The 17,387-nt window shown below is 61.5% G+C and carries 18 protein-coding genes; 7 read left to right on the forward strand and 11 right to left on the reverse strand.

Going from position 1 to position 17,387, the window contains the following annotated elements:
* Positions 1-181: 181 nt before the first annotated feature.
* Positions 182-1,303 carry a GTP cyclohydrolase II RibA gene (gene ribA, locus CE453_RS01830; protein WP_089173043.1) on the reverse strand — a complete coding sequence of 374 codons (1,122 nt, stop codon included), beginning with the start codon at positions 1,301-1,303 and terminating at the stop codon, positions 182-184.
* Positions 1,304-1,770: 467 nt separating this feature from the next.
* Here ribA and trpB point away from each other — a divergent pair, with 467 nt between their 5' ends.
* Complete coding sequence (gene trpB, locus CE453_RS01835; protein ID WP_089173044.1) at positions 1,771-3,018, forward strand: tryptophan synthase subunit beta; 1,248 nt, start codon at positions 1,771-1,773, stop codon at positions 3,016-3,018.
* A gap of 120 nt (positions 3,019-3,138) precedes the next feature.
* Here the strand turns inward: trpB and CE453_RS01840 are convergent, their stop codons facing one another.
* From CE453_RS01840 to CE453_RS01855, 4 genes are all read right to left on the reverse strand, one after another.
* Positions 3,139-4,707 carry a cryptochrome/photolyase family protein gene (locus CE453_RS01840; RefSeq protein ID WP_089173045.1) on the reverse strand — a complete coding sequence of 523 codons (1,569 nt, stop codon included), beginning with the start codon at positions 4,705-4,707 and terminating at the stop codon, positions 3,139-3,141.
* Positions 4,704-4,862, reverse strand: coding sequence for a DUF2256 domain-containing protein (locus tag CE453_RS01845; RefSeq protein WP_089173046.1), 159 nt, complete (start codon positions 4,860-4,862; stop codon positions 4,704-4,706). The genes CE453_RS01840 and CE453_RS01845 overlap by 4 nt, the downstream gene beginning before the upstream one ends.
* A gap of 85 nt (positions 4,863-4,947) precedes the next feature.
* Positions 4,948-6,399 carry a cryptochrome/photolyase family protein gene (locus CE453_RS01850; protein WP_089173047.1) on the reverse strand — a complete coding sequence of 484 codons (1,452 nt, stop codon included), beginning with the start codon at positions 6,397-6,399 and terminating at the stop codon, positions 4,948-4,950.
* Between the two features lie 11 nt (positions 6,400-6,410).
* Positions 6,411-7,310, reverse strand: coding sequence for an alpha/beta hydrolase (locus CE453_RS01855; RefSeq protein ID WP_089173048.1), 900 nt, complete (start codon positions 7,308-7,310; stop codon positions 6,411-6,413).
* A 121-nt stretch (positions 7,311-7,431) separates the two neighbouring features.
* Between CE453_RS01855 and CE453_RS01860 the strand changes: the two genes are divergently transcribed.
* Entirely contained in the window at positions 7,432-7,845 is a 414-nt protein-coding gene (locus CE453_RS01860; protein WP_089173049.1) for a DUF2177 family protein, read from the forward strand.
* A 22-nt stretch (positions 7,846-7,867) separates the two neighbouring features.
* Here CE453_RS01860 and CE453_RS01865 read toward each other — a convergent pair whose 3' ends face one another.
* The 6 genes from CE453_RS01865 to CE453_RS01890 form a co-directional block, all read right to left on the reverse strand.
* Positions 7,868-8,890: an SAM-dependent methyltransferase gene (locus tag CE453_RS01865; protein WP_089173050.1), complete on the reverse strand. Its 1,023-nt coding sequence runs from the start codon at positions 8,888-8,890 to the stop codon at positions 7,868-7,870.
* Entirely contained in the window at positions 8,887-9,642 is a 756-nt protein-coding gene (locus tag CE453_RS01870) for a DUF1295 domain-containing protein (protein ID WP_248307908.1), read from the reverse strand. The genes CE453_RS01865 and CE453_RS01870 overlap by 4 nt, the downstream gene beginning before the upstream one ends.
* 44 nt (positions 9,643-9,686) lie before the next feature.
* Positions 9,687-10,310 (reverse strand): ChrR family anti-sigma-E factor, encoded by a 624-nt coding sequence (locus CE453_RS01875; protein WP_089173052.1) that lies wholly within the window; start codon positions 10,308-10,310, stop codon positions 9,687-9,689.
* Positions 10,307-10,849, reverse strand: coding sequence for a sigma-70 family RNA polymerase sigma factor (locus tag CE453_RS01880; RefSeq protein ID WP_248307909.1), 543 nt, complete (start codon positions 10,847-10,849; stop codon positions 10,307-10,309). The genes CE453_RS01875 and CE453_RS01880 overlap by 4 nt, the downstream gene beginning before the upstream one ends.
* 125 nt (positions 10,850-10,974) lie before the next feature.
* A complete protein-coding gene (locus tag CE453_RS01885) occupies positions 10,975-11,343 on the reverse strand; it encodes a DUF2147 domain-containing protein (RefSeq protein WP_089173053.1) in 369 nt (122 codons plus the stop codon).
* Between the two features lie 30 nt (positions 11,344-11,373).
* Complete coding sequence (locus tag CE453_RS01890) at positions 11,374-11,973, reverse strand: hypothetical protein (RefSeq protein WP_089173054.1); 600 nt, start codon at positions 11,971-11,973, stop codon at positions 11,374-11,376.
* A 128-nt stretch (positions 11,974-12,101) separates the two neighbouring features.
* On the opposite strand from CE453_RS01890, the gene CE453_RS01895 reads away from it, so the two are divergent.
* From CE453_RS01895 to CE453_RS01920, 5 genes are all read left to right on the forward strand, one after another.
* The gene (locus CE453_RS01895; protein ID WP_248307910.1) at positions 12,102-13,460 is read left to right on the forward strand and encodes an NAD(P)/FAD-dependent oxidoreductase; all 1,359 of its coding nucleotides are present in this window, start codon (positions 12,102-12,104) and stop codon (positions 13,458-13,460) included.
* Positions 13,457-14,260 carry a DUF1365 domain-containing protein gene (locus CE453_RS01900; RefSeq protein ID WP_089173055.1) on the forward strand — a complete coding sequence of 268 codons (804 nt, stop codon included), beginning with the start codon at positions 13,457-13,459 and terminating at the stop codon, positions 14,258-14,260. The genes CE453_RS01895 and CE453_RS01900 overlap by 4 nt, the downstream gene beginning before the upstream one ends.
* Complete coding sequence (locus tag CE453_RS01905) at positions 14,257-15,492, forward strand: SAM-dependent methyltransferase (RefSeq protein WP_248307911.1); 1,236 nt, start codon at positions 14,257-14,259, stop codon at positions 15,490-15,492. Before CE453_RS01900 ends, CE453_RS01905 begins: the two co-directional genes overlap by 4 nt.
* A gap of 155 nt (positions 15,493-15,647) precedes the next feature.
* A complete protein-coding gene (locus CE453_RS01910; RefSeq protein WP_089173057.1) occupies positions 15,648-16,190 on the forward strand; it encodes a lipocalin family protein in 543 nt (180 codons plus the stop codon).
* A gap of 619 nt (positions 16,191-16,809) precedes the next feature.
* On the forward strand, positions 16,810-17,364 hold the full coding sequence (locus CE453_RS01920; RefSeq protein WP_089173059.1) for a lipocalin family protein: 555 nt from the start codon (positions 16,810-16,812) through the stop codon (positions 17,362-17,364).
* Positions 17,365-17,387: the final 23 nt, after the last annotated feature.

The raw sequence follows: 17,387 nt of genomic DNA on the forward strand, positions 1-17,387 counted from the left end.
GCCCCCGCCGAAGACGACTGCTATACCGCCCTTAGGAAAGGACGCGAGCTCAGAATCTGTCGCAGCTGTAGGAGGACGTGGATGATGATCGGTCATCGTTCGCGAGGCCAAAAGTAGCGCGGGCACGGGACCGGCGGCGAAATCGAAGTGTTTGATCGCCGCCGATCCTGTAACGAGATGATCACGCAGGAAAGATCCCGCTTAGAGCTTTCATATCGATGAAATGACCGGCACGGTCGCGCTTGGAAGCGAGATAGCGGACATTGTGGACGTTCGGGCGTCCCAGAACCCGTTGGCTCGCCGCGACTTCAATGCCCGCGGCCTCGATCGCCCCGATCTTCTGCGGGTTGTTGGTCAGGGCCACGATACGTGAGACGCCAAGGTGCTTGAGCATGGTCGCCGCAAAGTCGAAATGGCGCTGATCCAGATCGAAGCCCAGCACTTCATCGGCATCGTAGGTATCCCACCCTCTGCTCTGCAGCCTGTAGGCGCGCATCTTGTTGGAAATGCCGTTTCCACGGCCTTCCTGGTCGAGATAGAGCAAGATGCCCCCGCGATTCTCGGCCATCCATCGTACCGTCTCGCGCAATTGGTCGCCGCAATCGCATTTGAGTGAGCCGAACAGGTCGCCGGTGAGACAAGCCGAATGCAGCCGTACGGGCACGGCCGAGTCCAGGTCCGGCCTGCCGACGACGATCGCGACCTGGTCACGCAGGCCCTCGCCGCCTCGGAAGACAACGAACTCAGTCTCCGGCGCGCCTTCAAGCGGCACCGGGGCACGGCCGGCGATCCTGAGAGAAGCTGCCTGTTCGGCGCGATAGCCGTTGATCGCGGCGAGCGCGACCTCGACCAGCGGCTCGCTGGCGATGTCTGCTTCGGTGACTGGCACGACAATGACGGCGGGCAGGACGAGCGATAGACGGGCGAGCTCCAGCGCTGCCTCGTCATGGGGAGAAGCCGGCGCGATTGGCGCATCTACCCGTGCATCGATCTTCAGGGCCAACGTTTCGATCCGATCCAGATCGATGGCGGGCAGGACAAAAGCGCCGCTCTCGCCGCGCCCCTTGGCGCCAAGGCGTCGCAGGCGCGCCGCGCTCAGCACGAGGTGGCCAGCACCGCGAGCCAACACGTTAAGCCCTCGCACCAGCGCCTCGTCGGCAAGTTCAGCAGAGAGCGTCAGCACCAGCCGGTTGTTGTCTCGCAATAGCACCGGGCGGCCGGAGCGAAACTCAGCGATCGCTCGATCAACGTTCAGGCTGCCTCGGCTGCCCAGGGAAATAATTTCGTGATCGTATACTATCATAGTCAATTCTCTCATCTGGAGAATTCTGGAGACGGGCTATTAAATCCATTCTTAAGCAGTGTTCTTTCGAAGAATGGCGCATTTGGATGGCGACTTTCTCCGATTATCCTATTGCGAACGGCCTTCTGCGTAAGTTGCAATTCAATACGAGCTCTGAAGGCAGTCGGTTCACTTTTTGAGCGCCGATACGAAATCCGGCCTAACGCTCGACCCCTGATGAGGGGCGATCAATCTGAAGATCGCGGCATACCTGGCTCGTCAGGCGTTCGCAGGACGGGTCGCAGCAACAACCGATCCCTGGGCGTAGGTACGATTGGCCTTACCGCGGTTCTGCAGCGGGCGGAAAGCGCCGAGGAGACCAGGTCCTCGATGGTCCGAATCTTGGATTCCGAGGAGATCTAAAGTGACCCCCAGAACGTACTTTAGGGGTAAAAATACCTACGTGGCATCAGAGGATAAAACCCATCATGGCTACCGATAGGGTTGGTCTCAATCGGCCTCTCGGCGGGATCAACGCCTCGCTACGATCAATGCCCGACGATCAGGGTTCATTCGGACGTTTTGGAGGGCGCTTCGTCGCCGAGACGCTGATGCCGCTCGTCCTTGAATTGGAAGAGGCCTACAACGCGGCCAAGGCCGATCCGACCTATCACGCCGAGATGACCAGCGGCCTGAAGCATTATGTCGGCCGGCCTTCACCGCTCTACTTCGCCGAACGCCTGACGGAGCATCTCGGCGGGGCAAGAATTTACTTGAAGCGTGACGAGTTGAACCATACCGGCTCGCACAAGGTGAATAACGTGCTCGGCCAAATCCTGCTGGCGCGGCGCATGGGCAAGACGCGCATCATCGCCGAGACCGGCGCCGGGCAGCACGGCGTCGCGACCGCGACGCTCTGTGCCCGCTTCGGCCTGGAATGCATCGTCTATATGGGCGCGGTCGACGTCGCCCGGCAGGCGCCCAACGTCTTCCGTATGCAGATGCTCGGCGCCACCGTCGTGCCGGTCGAATCCGGCACCAAGACGCTGAAGGATGCGATGAACGAGGCGCTGCGCGACTGGGTGACCAATGTCGCGACAACCTTCTACTGCATCGGCACGGTCGCCGGCCCGCATCCCTATCCGGCGATGGTGCGCGACTTCCAGTCGATCATCGGCAAGGAAACCCGCGAGCAGATGCAGGAGGCCGAAGGACGCCTTCCCGATTCGCTGATCGCCTGCATCGGCGGCGGCTCGAACGCGATGGGGCTGTTCCACCCCTTCCTCGACGACGCATCCGTCGAGATCTACGGCGTCGAGGCGGCCGGCCACGGCATCCTGAGCGGCCTGCACGCGGCATCCATAGCTGGCGGGCGTCCCGGCGTGCTGCATGGTAACCGCACCTTCCTGTTGATGGACGATGACGGACAGATCAAGGACGCCCATTCGATCTCAGCCGGGCTCGACTATCCCGGCATCGGCCCGGAGCATTCCTGGCTGCACGATGTCGGTCGCGTGACCTATCTCTCGGCCACCGACGAGGAGGCGCTGGAGGCTTTCCAGCTGATCTCGCGGCTGGAAGGCATAATTCCAGCTCTTGAGCCGGCGCATGCCATCGCCAGAGCTTGCGAAATTGCGGCGATGAAAAGCGCTTCCCACCTCATGGTCGTCAACCTTTGCGGCCGAGGCGACAAGGATATACCCCAAGTTTCAGATATGCTTTCGAATAGAAGCTGATACCTGGATAAAAAATTGGGAATAATTATGGAGCTTCAGACAAAATTTTATCAAATATAACCGAAATTATACGCCAAATAATTAACGCGATCTATAAATGGAATTCAAACAACCGCCTATTTAAGCAGAATCGAACAGGTCACTGCGAAATTTTCGAGGTCTATTTTCATTGATCTGTTCTAGAAAATCACGAGCGTCTCGCCGCACGGCAGCGATTTTAACCGGCTCCATGTGGTCGAGAATCCGGTAAGGCATTTTCATGCGCGGGTTTCGTGAAAGTGCACTGCGGTTTTGGATCAGAAAGTTCCAGTAAAGAAAATTGAAAGGGCAGGCATCCCTACCAGTCTTAATTTTGGGATCATAGACGCATCTTTGACAATAATTCGACATCCGATTGATGTATGCGCCTGAGGCGGCATAGGGCTTGGAACTCAGTAGCCCGCCATCAGCGAACATGACCATTCCGTGGACGTTTGGAAGCTCAACCCACTCAAATGCATCGGCATAGACTGCGAGGTACCATTCCTCGATCTCGGCTGGATTTACCCCTGCCAGAAGCGCGAAATTTCCAGTGATCATCAGTCTTTGAATATGATGGGCATATGCGCTGCGCTTGGTATCCTCGATCGCACACTTCAGGCAATGCATATCTGTTTCGCCCGACCAGTAAAACCAGGGAAGCTGTCTCGTTGCGGATAGGGCATTCCTGCTCTTGTATCCTGGCATCTCCAGCCAGTAGATGCCTCGAACATATTCACGCCAGCCCAGTATCTGACGGATGAACCCCTCTGCAGCGTTGAGCGGCACGCTACCGCTTCGGAACGCGGCTTCAGCAGCGATACAAACTTCCCATGGTTCGAGGAGGCCGACATTGAGATACGGCGATAGGACGGCGTGAAACAGAAACGGCTCGTCTGTGGCCATCGCATCTTGATAGTCTCCGAACAACGGCAAATAGAATTCTATAAAGTGCGCTAGCGCAACCAGCGCATCTTCTCTGGAAACCGCCCAATTAAATGCATCAATATTACCGAAATTATCTGGATAACACCGGTTGGTTAGCAATATGACCTCAGCGGTGATCTCATCAATCTCAAAGCAAATGCGCTTTGGAGGTTGGATCGATGCCGGCAGCGGCTTCCGATTGGATGTGTCAAGGTTCCAGGTGCCGCCAGCGGGATAATCACCATCCATGAGTAGACCGGTTCGCCGACGCATCTCCCGATAGAAATATTCCATACGGTAACCCTTGCGGCCGTCCGCCCAAGCCCGGAAGTCCGCGATCGAGCATAGGAAGCGATCGTCGGCACGAATCTCGATAGGTCGGTCGAACCTCCCGCCCCAGTCATCCATAATGCGTCGGACCCGCCACTCGCCGGGCTCGGTAATCACAATTCGATCTGGATTATGGCGCTCTATGGCGCGGTCCAGCTCAGCCGAGAAGGAACCGGTATTGCCCGCGTCCCCAAGCGCGACGTAGTCGACTTCGATGCCGGCGCTCCGAAGCTCATTCGCGAAGTGCCGCATCGCTGAAAGAATGAAAGCAATCTTTTGCTTATGGTGTGGCACGTAGGTCGTCTCTTCAACGACCTCAACCATCAAAACGATGTCGGTATCGCGATCGATTCCTGTGAGCGAGCTGATATTAGGGCTAAGCTGATCGCCCAGGATAAAAATCAGTTTTCTCATCTCTGAAGCGGCTTTCCTTTTGTGTCTCGGCAGCGCTTCGAGCAATATGTGACCTGATCCCAGTTGCGCGCCCATTTTCTGCGCCAGCTGAATTGTCGGCGGCAAACCGGGCACGTCTTACTTGGAAGGTCGATTTTTCGGCGCATTCGAGCCATGCGTTTTGTCCTTTGGCATGGCAGGTCCGTATGGGTTGTTGCCTCAGCCTGCTGAATTCGTGGGGATGAACTTTGCTCGTTTGCCTCAGCCCAGCGCTTCAAACGCGTCGAGCGCGCGGCGACGAGCGAAATCGTGGTCGACGATGCGCGTGGGATACCCTTCGACTGCGGATGATGCCTGCCACGGGCGATGAACGTCTTGTGGAGGCAGACCCGATAATTCTGGTAGCCAAGCTTTCGCGTAATGCCCACCGCAATCGAATTTTTCCCCCTGAAGAGTGGGGTTGAAGATGCGGAAGTAGGGCGCCGCGTCTGCGCCCGATCCGGCAACCCATTGCCAGCTCGCCGCATTGTTGGCCTGGTCGGCGTCGACCAGAGTGTCCCAAAACCAAGCCTCACCCTGGCGCCAGTCAATGAGGAGATGCTTGACCAAGAACGATGCGGCCACCATGCGAACCCGGTTGTGCATCCACCCCGTGGTCCACAGCTGACGCATGCCAGCATCGACCAGAGGATAACCGGTCTTCCCAATTTGCCACGCTCGCAGCGAAACGGGATCCTCTCGCCACGGCATCCGGTCGAACTTCGACTGGAGGTTTCGGGCGGCTAAGGTCGGATTGTGATGCAGTAAATGATATGAGAATTCTCGCCAGCCCAGCTCGGACTGGAATTTCTCCAGGTTCCGGTAAGATTTTACGTCGCTTTCAGAGTTCTTTGATTCCGCCGCATGCCATATCTGCCGAGGCGAAATATTTCCGAAGCGCAAGTAGGGAGACAGGTGAGATGTCGTTTGCCTATCGGGAAAATCCCTGCACTCTGCGTATGTATCGAAGTGATTATCTAAAAACTGCTTGAGCTGCATTTGGGCACCGGTCTCGCCAGGTTTCCAATTGGAACGCAGGCCGCCTGACCAATCGGGTCCCCGAGGCTCAAGGCATAACTCGGAGAGTTCGACAGCCCGAGGCGAGTTGTCACCCCAGTCGCCGAAATCCTGCAATGCTACGGGAGCCGCTTGCGGCTGGGCAGGGTCACCCGCTTGGTAAGCTGCGCGCCAAAATGCGGAAAACGTTCGAAAAGGCTCGCCGGATTTGGTTTTGATCGCCGCCGGATCGTACAGCAAAGAGCCGTTAAAAGTGAGAGCATCGATGCGACGCTGCTCAAGCAACAATTGTACGGCCGAATCCACCCGTCGTTCGGCTTCGCCATATCGATCATTCCAGTAAACGATGGCCGCCCGGCAGAGGGTGGCGAGGCGCGGGATCAATTCGGACGCACGACCCCGATAGATTGAAAGGCGTGTGCCGCGCTGACGCAGGTCCTTGTCCAGATTCTCCAGCGCGCCATGGAGCCACCATTTTGCTGCCGCCCCGAGAGGACGCAGACCGTCAGATTCTTCATCATACACAAAAACGCAGCGGATTTTCCGGCCGCTTTGTGCCGCGGCAGTTAAGGCCGGATTGTCGCATAGCCGCAGATCATCGCGAAACCAAACGATCACCGGAGCTTCTGCCGGATGCAAATTCGCGGAAGATGCCATCAGCTTTTGCCTTAGAATTGAAGCTCGGTTCCCATAACCGGATGCACAGACGTCTTTAGAAACGTGACGACGTCGTCGAGCACCGGCGCTTGCCATTGCAGAAGCCGGGACAGCGCCGTGGCCGTGCCAGCATGGCCGAGACCCTGATAGATCTTCAGCGAGACCGATCGCGCGCCCGCCTTTCGGAGCGCCAGCGCCAGACGCTCGCTATTGCGCGGAAGGACCGTCGTGTCCTCCGATCCCGTGGCCAGAAAGACTGGCGGTGCGTCGCGCCGGGCAAAGTTGATTGGCTGCGTCCGGACGGGATCGCGCGCGTTTCCGAACGCCTCCTTCGTCACGTCGATATCGAACGGGAGAAAGTCGTAGGGGCCGGAGAGGCCGACAATCGACCGGACATCGTCGGCGCGCATGCCAACGGCGGCAAGATAGCGCTTGTCCAGAGTCAGCATCATCGCATTGTAGGCGCCCGCCGAATGTCCCATCATGTGGATCGCCTCCGGGGCGCCGCCGAAGCGGGCTATGTTGTCTCGCACGAAACGCAGGGCCTGCGCGCCGTCCTCGATGAAGACCGGGAAGCGGACCTCCGGGACCAGGCGGTAATCCGCGATCACCGTGACGAAGCCGCGAGCCGAGAGCGCGTCCCCCACGAACGAATAGGTTTCCTTGGCGCCATTGGCCCAAGACCCGCCATAGACGAAGAAAACGACCGGCTTGGGTGCGCTACCGCGACCCGAAGGTACGTAGATATCCATCCGCTGCCGGGGATGCAGGCCATAAGCTACATCGCGTGCGCCGTCGGTCAGGCGCCCCGGTCGGAGTGCGGCGCATGCCGAAACGCCGAGCCCAGCCAGCAGGGGCGCGATCGTACGTCGGACAATCCGGGTCGCAATGGACGGTTCGCAAGAATGCATGCAAGCCTATACGCTTCCCTCATCAAAGTGGATTTCCTGGCCGATCGTTCTCGATCGCCGGCGGCTCTGAACCACGAGCGCGAAAGCGACGTATCTCTTCGCGGAACCTCTGGAGATCACGATGAGCTTCGTTGCCGGTTATCTCGCTTTTCTTGCCGCTTTCGGCATTTGTGATGCCATCTGGCTGGGCACAATGGCGTCCAAACTCTATCGCCCTGCGCTCGGCGATTTACTTCTGGAACAGGTGCGCTATTGGCCGGCGGCACTGTTCTATTTCGGCTTCCCGCTCGGCGTAGTCCACTTTGCGCTGATGCCCGCGCTGCGTGACGGAAGCGCGGGCGCCGCCTTACTCAATGGCGCGCTCATCGGGCTGCTGGCCTATGCGACCTACGACCTCACCAACTACGCCACACTGCGGCCCTGGACGCTGACGATCACGCTCGTCGATCTCGTCTATGGTGCGGTCGTAGTCGGCCTGTGCACATGGGTCGCCTTTATCGTGGTCCGGCGCCTTGTCGCCTGGGGCTGGGTCTAATCCCAAACACGGCCAATCTCGGTCAGGCTGCCCTCAACCTGTAGTGATGGACTCCCCAGGCCTCGCCGCCGGCATGACCGAACAAACCGCTTGTCGCTAGGAAGAACAGACGCCAGCGGCGGCGCCAGAGCGGTGCGTCCGCGCCATAGGTCGCGCGCAGGATCGGATTAATCTGCGCGAGATTGCGATCGAAATTCGCCAGCCAGTCCTCGGCCGTGGCACGGTAGTGTTCGCCGCTCCAACGCCACTCGTCTTCCACCGTGAAGAGATCGGGGAACTGGTGAGCGAGCGTCGCGCTCGGCATCAGGCCGCCGGTGAAGAAATGCTGCGCGATCCAGTCGCTGGTATCGGCCACATCAAATCGATAGCAACCCTGCCGGTGGGCGAAGACATGAATGAAGAGCCGGCCGTCCGGCTTCAGCCAGCCACGAATCCGCCCGAGCAGTTCGCGCCAGTTCGCCATGTGCTCGAACATCTCGACCGAAACGACGCGATCAAAATTCTCGGGCGGAGAAAAGTTATTGATGTCTGCCGTAATAACTCTCAAATTTAAGATACTACGCCGCCATGCTTCCTGTTCGATAAAATTCCGCTGCGAATTTGAGTTGGATACGGCTGTGATTTGAGCCTTGGGATAGCGTTCCGCTAACCACAGCGACAAGGAACCCCAACCGCAACCAAGCTCTAGAATTCGTTGTCCGTCCAAAATGTCCGCATGCTCTGCAGTCAGTTTCAGAGCGTTCTGCTCAGCAACCGTGAGCGTGTCGTATCGACTGTTGTAATAGCAGCACGAGTACTTTAGCTGTAAACCGAGAATCTGAGCAAAGAATGTACCAGGTAGTTCATAATGCTGTTTATTGGCCGCGTCGGTATGGGCGGCAATAGGAAGGGCCGCCATTTCACGTGCGAAGGTCTCAGTATTCGGCGGATCGACCTCAAGCGAACGATCTGTAGCCCGCACCAGGGACGCAATAACAGCCCGGCTTACAAAGTCGGGAACAGGAAGCCGTTCTCCCCAAGCCGAAAGCTTCTGCATGATCGTCATGACGTTGCTCCTTTCGGCGGCAGCGGGATCAGGGCGCTGGTTCGATTCTGGTATGCCCGATAGGCCTCGCCGTGCTTGGCAAGCATGTGCTCCTCCAGGGGCGGTATGCCGGAGATCCGGGTGAGCAGCAGCGTGATGCAGGCCGGTGCCAGTAAGGCGAGCCAACCCCATAGATAGCCGGTCGCGAGCGCGATCATGAGATACGAGCACCAAAGCAGGCACTCGAAGAAGTAGTTGGGATGGCGCGACCAGCGCCACAGGCCGGAATCGCAGATGCCGCCCGCTCCCGAGCGTGCGAAGGCCCGCAATTGCCCATCGGAGATGGCGCCTCCTGCAAGCCCTGCGGCGAACACGGCGACACCGGCAAGATCCTGCCAGCCCAGCGCTGGCGCGGTGCTATGCGCCGCGAGGACGATCCCCAATCCCAGGGGAATGCTGACCAGCGCCTGCATCTGCAGCAGCCGGGCCAATTGCTGCGGCGCGGAGCTGCCCCAGTCCCGCTTCAGCTTCGCATAGCGGGGATCTTCGGTGATGCCGGCGGTCCGTTGCGCGATGTGCAGGCCGAGGCGCAGCGCCCAGGCCAGCGCGAGCGCTGCCACGAGCAGGCGTCGGGGCATCAGTCCCGCCCCGAAGGGCAGCAAGGCGCCGGCGATACCCGTCAGCCCCAACCCAAGAGTCCAGACCACGTCGATCCAGCCGGAATTGCCAGTGCGCCGCTCGATCAGCGTCGCCAGGGCCATGAAGGCGGACATCGCCACGGCCACGAAGACCAGAGCTGCTGCGAAGGATGCGATCGTCAAAACCGCACCAGCGGTTGCAGCAGCCGGCCGAGCCAGCCCTGCAACTGCACGCTCCCCGTCATCGCCACGATGCAGGTGCAGCCCTCGACCGGGTCGACGCGCGGCGTGTGATCATGCTCGGCATCAGCCTCGTCGAAATCACCGGCTGCGTAGCGCCCGTATTCGTGCTCATAGGCGCCGGCGAGGATCGTGGTCCATTCGAACCCGGTATGCTTGTGGTGCGGCAGGGAGATTCCGGGCCCGGCGCGCAGCATGAAGACGCGCGCATCTGCTCCGGGAACCTCGACGCGTCGCATGGCAATGCGGATGCCGATGGGGCGCCAGGGACCGAGGCCATAGGGGCGCAGCACCTTCGGCATCCCCTCGGACATCGGGGCGGTCTCAACCGACGCTGGCTCGGGTCGTGCTGCAGTGGCCGCAGGAGTTGGGCCGGAAGCCATTGCGACGGGCTCGGCCGCATCCAGCAGCGCACCTTGCACGGCCTGGAACTCGCGCAGGCGGCCGCGGCTCTCCTGATCCGCCTCGATATGGCAGGCGACGACGACCGCGAGGCCTTCGTCGAGTTGGCCCGCGGCGAAGGCGGCAAGCGTCTCGTCGGACGGGCGATGCAACATGCTCATCGCAGATCCTCCAGCCGGCCGCGCAGATGCGACAGGGCCAGGCGCAGGCGGGATTTCACCGTGCCCAGCGGGATAGCGAGGCGATCGGCGACATCCTGATGGCTGAAGCCTTCGATGAAGGCGAGTTCGACCACGCGGTACTGGTCGGGGGAAAGATGGGTCATCGCGGCACGCACGCGCGCATCGCGTTCCGCGCCAGAAAGTGTCTCATCAGGTTGTTCAGGGGCTTCTTCATCCAGAATCTCGTAAACTTGCGATAACCTCGAACGCGTTTCGCGGCGGGCGATGTCGATGCGCAGGTTGCGCGCGATCGTTGCGATCCAGGTCGATGCGCTTGCCTTCGCGGGGTCGAACAGCGCGGCCTTGCGCCAGACCGACAGCAGCGTTTCCTGCGCGACCTCCTCGGCAAGCTCCGCGGAGGCTCCTCCGCGCATCAGCAAACCCTTCACGCGTGGCGCGAAATGGTCGAACAGCTTGGCAAAGGCCACCCTGTCACCGGAGTGCGCGATGGCAGCAATCAAACTATTGGGATCGAACAAGACGACGAACCAATCTCCTCGCGCAACAGACCCCGCCTTGCGCATGCCGTCTGCGGTCAGGGCGAGTGCGGCAACCATAGATTAGATACGTGGACGCTTCCGCCGCGGATCACCCCGAACGGCGGTTATTCGGATGCCTTCCAACTCACGTCGCGACAGATCAGTCTGCCGAGAATGCAGCCTCGCGTGTTGAGTGCATTGGCCTTCGCAGTGATCGTAAGTGAATAACTCCACCCTCGCTTGGGATCGTACGCACTGCCGGAGAATGAACCGTCGGGCTGGCGGGCCAGCGTCATCACGAGCTTGTCGCCAGCCGCCTCGCCCTTGCTTGTATCGCCGATCCAGATGTTGGTGGCGCAGATCTTGTCGCCGCAGGGCGCGATGCGCACGCGGGCATTGCCATCGTCGCGCAGCCATGTCCCGTCGAGATCGTTGGCGGCAGCGCAGTGGGCGGAGAAAGCGACGAGGGCGAGGACAAGCGGAAGGCGCGTCATGATGAAGTCCTTTCGGCGGATGCGTTTCGTCTACGCTTCGGCAGTGTCGTCGGTTTCATCGGCGCGCGAATTTGTGTCCGGACGCCCGGCGAATAGCCATGCGATCAGGACGGTCAGGGACGCGGCGCTCAGAAAATTCAGGCGCTGCAAGGTCGCGTATTCGTCGGGCCCATAGAGATGTATCGGTGCCCCCAGGATGGCGGCCGGCAGCAGATAGGTGGCGAAGGCCAGTGCCGCGAAACCGAGCGCGAAGGCGGGTTCCGTGCGGCGAAACAGCATCAGCGTCAGCACGAGGCATGGAAACAGGAAGACTTCGACCCCCGAGCCCGGGCCAAAGGCGGCCCGGCAGAGCAACGTATTGCCGATGCCGGCGACGAGAAGCAGTGCTCGCCCGAGCAAGGTGCTGCGCCGCATGACTGCCGGCACCGCCGCGAAGAAGGGCGTTGACAGGAAGGTGACATAGGACGGCGTGACGACCGGCGAGACCGCCCAATAAAGATAGAGCGGGTAGAAGGGCTGGTTCGAGACGATGACCAGCGCGACGGTATTGGCGATCGCGGCCCGCGGATCGGGATGCGCCGCGTAGGCGCCGATCGCAGCAGCGACCCGCTTCATTCGGTTCATCGGCATCGTCGCCCTCGCGGAAAGTTCCGGCCTGTCTTCGTTTACGCAGGAAGCGCTGCGGCGGGTCACTCGGCCGGCGCGCTTTTGCTCGCGCGGCGGCAAATCCAGTCCGGCCCCAGCCGCGTATACCCGTCATGATCAATAAAGCAGCGACGATGGAACGGGCACAGGGCAAGGCGATGCGGATCGCCGTGATCGGTGCCGGCATATCCGGGCTCTCGGCGGCCTGGCTGCTGGGGCAGGCGCATGACGTGGTGCTGTTCGAGGCCGCGCCTCGCCTTGGCGGCCACGCCAACACGGTTCGCGTTGCGGGGGGCGGCGGCGAGACGGCGGTCGATACCGGATTCATCGTCTACAACGAGGCGACCTATCCGAATTTCATCGCGCTGATGGAGCATTTGCGCGTCGCCACCCAGCCGACCGAGATGTCCTTCGCCGTCTCGCTCGATGGCGGGCGGCTTGAATATAGCGGCACCAGCGTTGCAGGCCTGTTCGCCCAGCGCAGCAATCTCGTGCGCCCGCGCTTCTGGGCCATGCTGCAGGACATCACCCGCTTCTACCGGAATGCATCGAAGGACGCGCTGACGGGGCAGGCGGCCGGTATCTCGCTTGGCGACTATCTCGCGATCGGCGGCTATGGAGCTGCATTCCGGGACGATCATCTCCTGCCGATGGCGGCCGCGATCTGGTCGGCTCCCTGCTCGGAGATACTGTCTTATCCGGCCGCCGCCTTCCTGCGCTTCCATCACAATCACGGATTGCTCCAGCTCACCGACCGGCCGGTCTGGCGCACGGTGACCGGCGGCAGCAGCGTCTATGTCGAGAAGCTGCGCGCCGCTTTTTCGGGCGACGTCAGGGCCGGCTTGCCGATCCGGCAGGTTCGACGCGGCGCGAACGATGTCGTTCTGATAGGCGACGGCTGGACCGAGAGCTTCGACCAGGTCGTCTTCGCCACCCATGCCGACCAGACGCTCGCCGTGCTCGCCGACTCCAGCCCGATGGAAGCCGAGGCTCTCGGTGCCTTCCGCTACAGCCGCAACCGCGCCGTGCTGCACGGCGACGAAGCGTTGATGCCGAAGCGCCGCCGCGCCTGGGCAAGCTGGAACCATATCGGTCAGCGCGCGCAGCCGGATTCCGCCTGTGCGGTGACATACTGGATGAACCGGCTCCAGGGCCTGCCGGAGGCTCAGCCCTTCTTCGTCACGCTCAATCCGCCGGATACGCTGCGCAACGAAGCCATCTTCCACGAGGAGATCTACGAGCATCCGCTGTTCGATACCGCAGCTCTCGACGCGCAAGAACGGCTCTGGTCCTTGCAGGGCATGCGTCGAAGCTGGTTCTGCGGCGCCTATTTCGGATCGGGCTTCCACGAGGACGGCCTGCAGGCGGGGCTTGCCGTCGCCGAGGCGCTCGGCAGCGTCCGCCGGCCCTGGAACGTCCCCAACGAATCCGGTCGCATTCCGATCCTGCCCCGGCTGGAGCAGGCCGCATGACCTTGCAATCCGCCCTCTATGTCGGCCGCGTCAGGCACCATCGGTTCCGGCCCCGGCCTCATGCGCTGTCCTATCGCGTGTTCTGGATGCTGTTCGATCTCGACGAGATCGATGGGTTGTCGGCGAAGCTCCGCTTCTTCTCGCGCAACCGCTTCAATCTCTACGCCTTTCGCGACGCGGATTACGGCGATCGCAGCGGGCGGCCCCTGCGGCCTCAAATCGAGGAAACCCTGGCCAAGGCCGGGATCGCGCATGACGGCGGCCCGATCCGCCTGCTGACCATGCCGCGCATCCTCGGCTACGCGTTCAACCCGCTCAGCACCTATTTCTGCTACTGCCAGGATGGCAGCCTCTGCGCGACCGTCTACGAGGTGCACAACACCTTCGGCGAGATCCACAGCTATGTGGCGCCTGCCGATATCTCGGAAGGCGAGCTGAGGCAGGAGGCCGACAAGGTCTTCCACGTCTCGCCGTTCATGAACCTCGACATGCGCTACGCTTTCACCGTCACCGCGCCGGGAGAACGCGTCTCCGTCGCCATCGAGGGCAGCGACGCCGATGGGCGCCTGATCACCGCCGTGTTGAGCGGCAAGCGCACGGACCTGAGCGATGCGGCCCTGCTGCGTCTGCTCGCAACCCATCCGCTGCTCACGCTGAAGGTCACGGCGGCCATCCACTGGCACGCACTGCGCCTGCTGGCGAAGCGGATTTCCTGGCGGCCCCATCCGGCGGCGCCCGAACACTCCTTCAGTCTTGGCAGAGCCGTGACAGCCCATGCGAAAGGACCGATGAAGCCATGAGCCGTCCCGACGCGGAACAGCATTTTAGCATGCCCGAAGAGGCGCTCGTCCTGCCAGGTGGTATCGGCCTGTCGCGCTGGTTCCTGCGCCGCGTGCTCTCCCGCATCGCCATCGGCCACCTGACGGTCTTCACGCCGGATGGCGAACGGCTTTGCAGCGCGCCCGGCCTGCCGGGGCCGCAGGCGACGATGATCCTGAACAACTGGCGGTCGATGCGCCGCCTTCTGCTCGACGGCGATATCGGCCTGGCCGAAGCTTATCGCGACGGCGACCTTCACACGCCGGACCTCACCGCCCTGATCGAGCTCGGTGCGCGCAACGATGCGACGCTGCGCGGGCTGGTGTCGGGCGCCTGGCCGGCGCGGCTGCTCAACCGCCTGCGCCACGTTCTGAACGCCAATACGCGCCGCGGCAGCCGCCGCAACATCACCGCGCATTACGATCTCGGCAACGCGTTCTACGGCCGCTGGCTCGACGCCAGCATGATGTATTCCTCGGCGCTCTACGAGACGCCGGCCGAGACGCTCGAAGTCGCCCAGCAGCGCCGGCTCGACCGGATCGTCGACATGCTCGACCTTTCGGGCGGCGAGCATGTCCTGGAAATCGGCTGCGGCTGGGGTGCGTTGGCGGAGCGGCTGGCCCGCGAGGGCTGCCGCGTGACGGCGATTACCCTGTCGCCGGCACAGCTCGAAGCCGCACGGCAGCGCATTGCCGATGCTGGCCTATCCGAGCGCGTCACCATCGAGCTCCGGGACTATCGCGACATTGCCGGGCAGTTCGACCGCATCGTTTCGATCGAAATGATCGAGGCGGTCGGCCGCGCTTACTGGCCGTCCTATTTCGACACTCTCAATCGCTCGCTCAGGCCTGGCGGCCGGGTCGTGCTGCAGGCGATCACGATCGACGATGCGTTGTTCGAAAGCTACCAGCAGGGCAGCGATTTCATCCAGCGCTACATCTTTCCCGGTGGCAGCCTGCCGTCGGTCCCGGTGCTGAAAAGCAGTGCTGAGGCTGCTGCGCTCGCCGTGGTCGAGCAGCTCGATTTCGGCGGCAGCTACGCGCTGACCTTGAAGGAGTGGCGCCGGCGCTTTCTGGAGAACTGGGCCGAGATCGCACCCTTGGGGTTCGACGAAGCTTTCCGGCGCTTGTGGGAATTCTACCTCTGCTATTGCGAGGCAGGCTTCCGCGCACAAAGAATCGACGTGAAACTGGTGGCCCTGCGCCGAGCCTGATGGCGGCTGCGAAGGTGCTGTGCCGACCGGCACATTCTGCCTTCGTGGAAAGGCCACGGTGCGTATCCGGAAGCCGTTCTGCTTCTAGCAGGCAAGGAGCGGGAACAGCCAGTTCCGTCTGGCGTTGGAATAGCGCCCTCCTATTAGGACTAGCAATGAAACCGCTTTCGCTCCTGCTTGCCGTTGGAATCGGAACATTCTCTGGGGCGTGCCTTCCTCTGGAAGACCGGCCAGTTGGGAACGCAAACGTTCCCCAGCCGAGCAAGCCGGTCGAGCTGACCCGCTATCTAGGCAAGTGGTATGAACAGGCGCGCTATGAAGCAAGTTTTCAGGCGGGCTGCGAAGCCGTTTCAGCCCAATACGCGCTCAAGCCGGACGGGCATGTTTCTGTCATCAACTCCTGCCGGCAGGGCAGTCCCTCTGGTGCTCTGAAAAGATCGGAAGCATCCGCCCGCGTAGTCGAGGGATCCAAAGGTACGAAGCTGAAGGTCACATTCTTCTGGCCGTTCGAAGGCGACTATTGGGTTCTCGACAGGGCGCCAGATTATTCATGGTCGATCGTTGGGGAACCGTCTGGGCGCTATCTCTGGATCTTGACGCGAAGCCCCGCTATCACTCCGCAGCAATATTCTACTCTCGTGGGCAGAGCAAAGACGCTCGGTTACAACACCGCGTTACTGAGGCGGACGCAGCAATAGCTAAGCGCCAGAGATCGACCGTCGGCGCACCCCTCGAATTCGTCCGCGCGATCCGGCAGGCTTTCGTATGTTAGCATGCAGGGTGGTGCGGCGTGACCTAGCAAAACGCTCCGACGTAAGGCGCCTATAATCAGCCCTGGGCTCCCGTTTCGGTTGTGGATGGCAAAAGTAGTCCGGTGCTACTTGAAGCCGGGCCCCCGGCGTCCCTTCATGCTGACCTGCGCCGTGAGCGCTGCCTGCTTGTCGGAAGCATCCTTGGCCATCCGCAGTCCGCGCTGCCTGAACGTGTTGTCTGCACGCTGCTGGATCAGCCTCTCCGTCTCGGAGATAATCCTGGCGTCGGAGCCCGGTGTCCATGTCGCCGCCATTCACGATTGCCGAGCGGGAAACGTCGAGGTGACGATACACACTCTCGAGGACAAGCCGCTCGGGCGGGGTTGGATCATACCGGGAGCGACTTCCGGAGGATCTCCGCCGGCCAAGATTTGTTCGGCCCAGTTGACCACCTGCAGCTGACGCTCCCTTACGAGACCGGCCGGCAGTGATCCGCGGCACGGTTTTGCGCGTAACGTCTCTGGCGCGCCGCGGGAGACGGCCGCCCGTCGCCAGGGAGGCCGCCATGAAATCGATCCTGCTCACTGCCGTCGCCACCGTTTCGCTGGCCGGATGCGTGGGAAACTCGATAACTCACACGCAGCAGGCGCCCGAGCCGCGAAAGCGGGTCGACGTTCAGCGCTTCTACACGGGGACTTGGCGCGAGATCGCTCGACGCCCCATGACAATCACGGATGGCTGCGTCGCCGGCGCGACGGAATATGGGCCAGACCGCGCCGGCGGCATCCAGGTCCTCGATTCCTGTCGGATGGGCAGCCCGCGCGGCGAACTCAAGACCGTCGGCGGACCCGGCACGATCCTCGATCCCGGCTTTAACGCCAAGCTTAGGGTCGACTATAAGCTTTACGGCTTTGTGCCGGTTCAGCGGGAGTACTGGGTACTCGACCGGGCCGACGACTACAGCTGGTTCATCTCGGCTGATCCGACATTGCGTGACCTCTATATCTTCACGCGCGATCCGGAGATCGGCCCCACACAGCGCAAGCGGCTGGTCGCGCGTGCGGCCGCGCTGGGCTACGATGTCAGCAAGCTCGAATTTCCCGAGCAGCCGCGCCGTTGAGCCTCACGGGATTGCGCCCTGTA

Origin of the sequence: Bosea sp. AS-1, assembly GCF_002220095.1 — a bacterium.
In the GTDB taxonomy this organism is placed as follows: domain Bacteria; phylum Pseudomonadota; class Alphaproteobacteria; order Rhizobiales; family Beijerinckiaceae; genus Allobosea.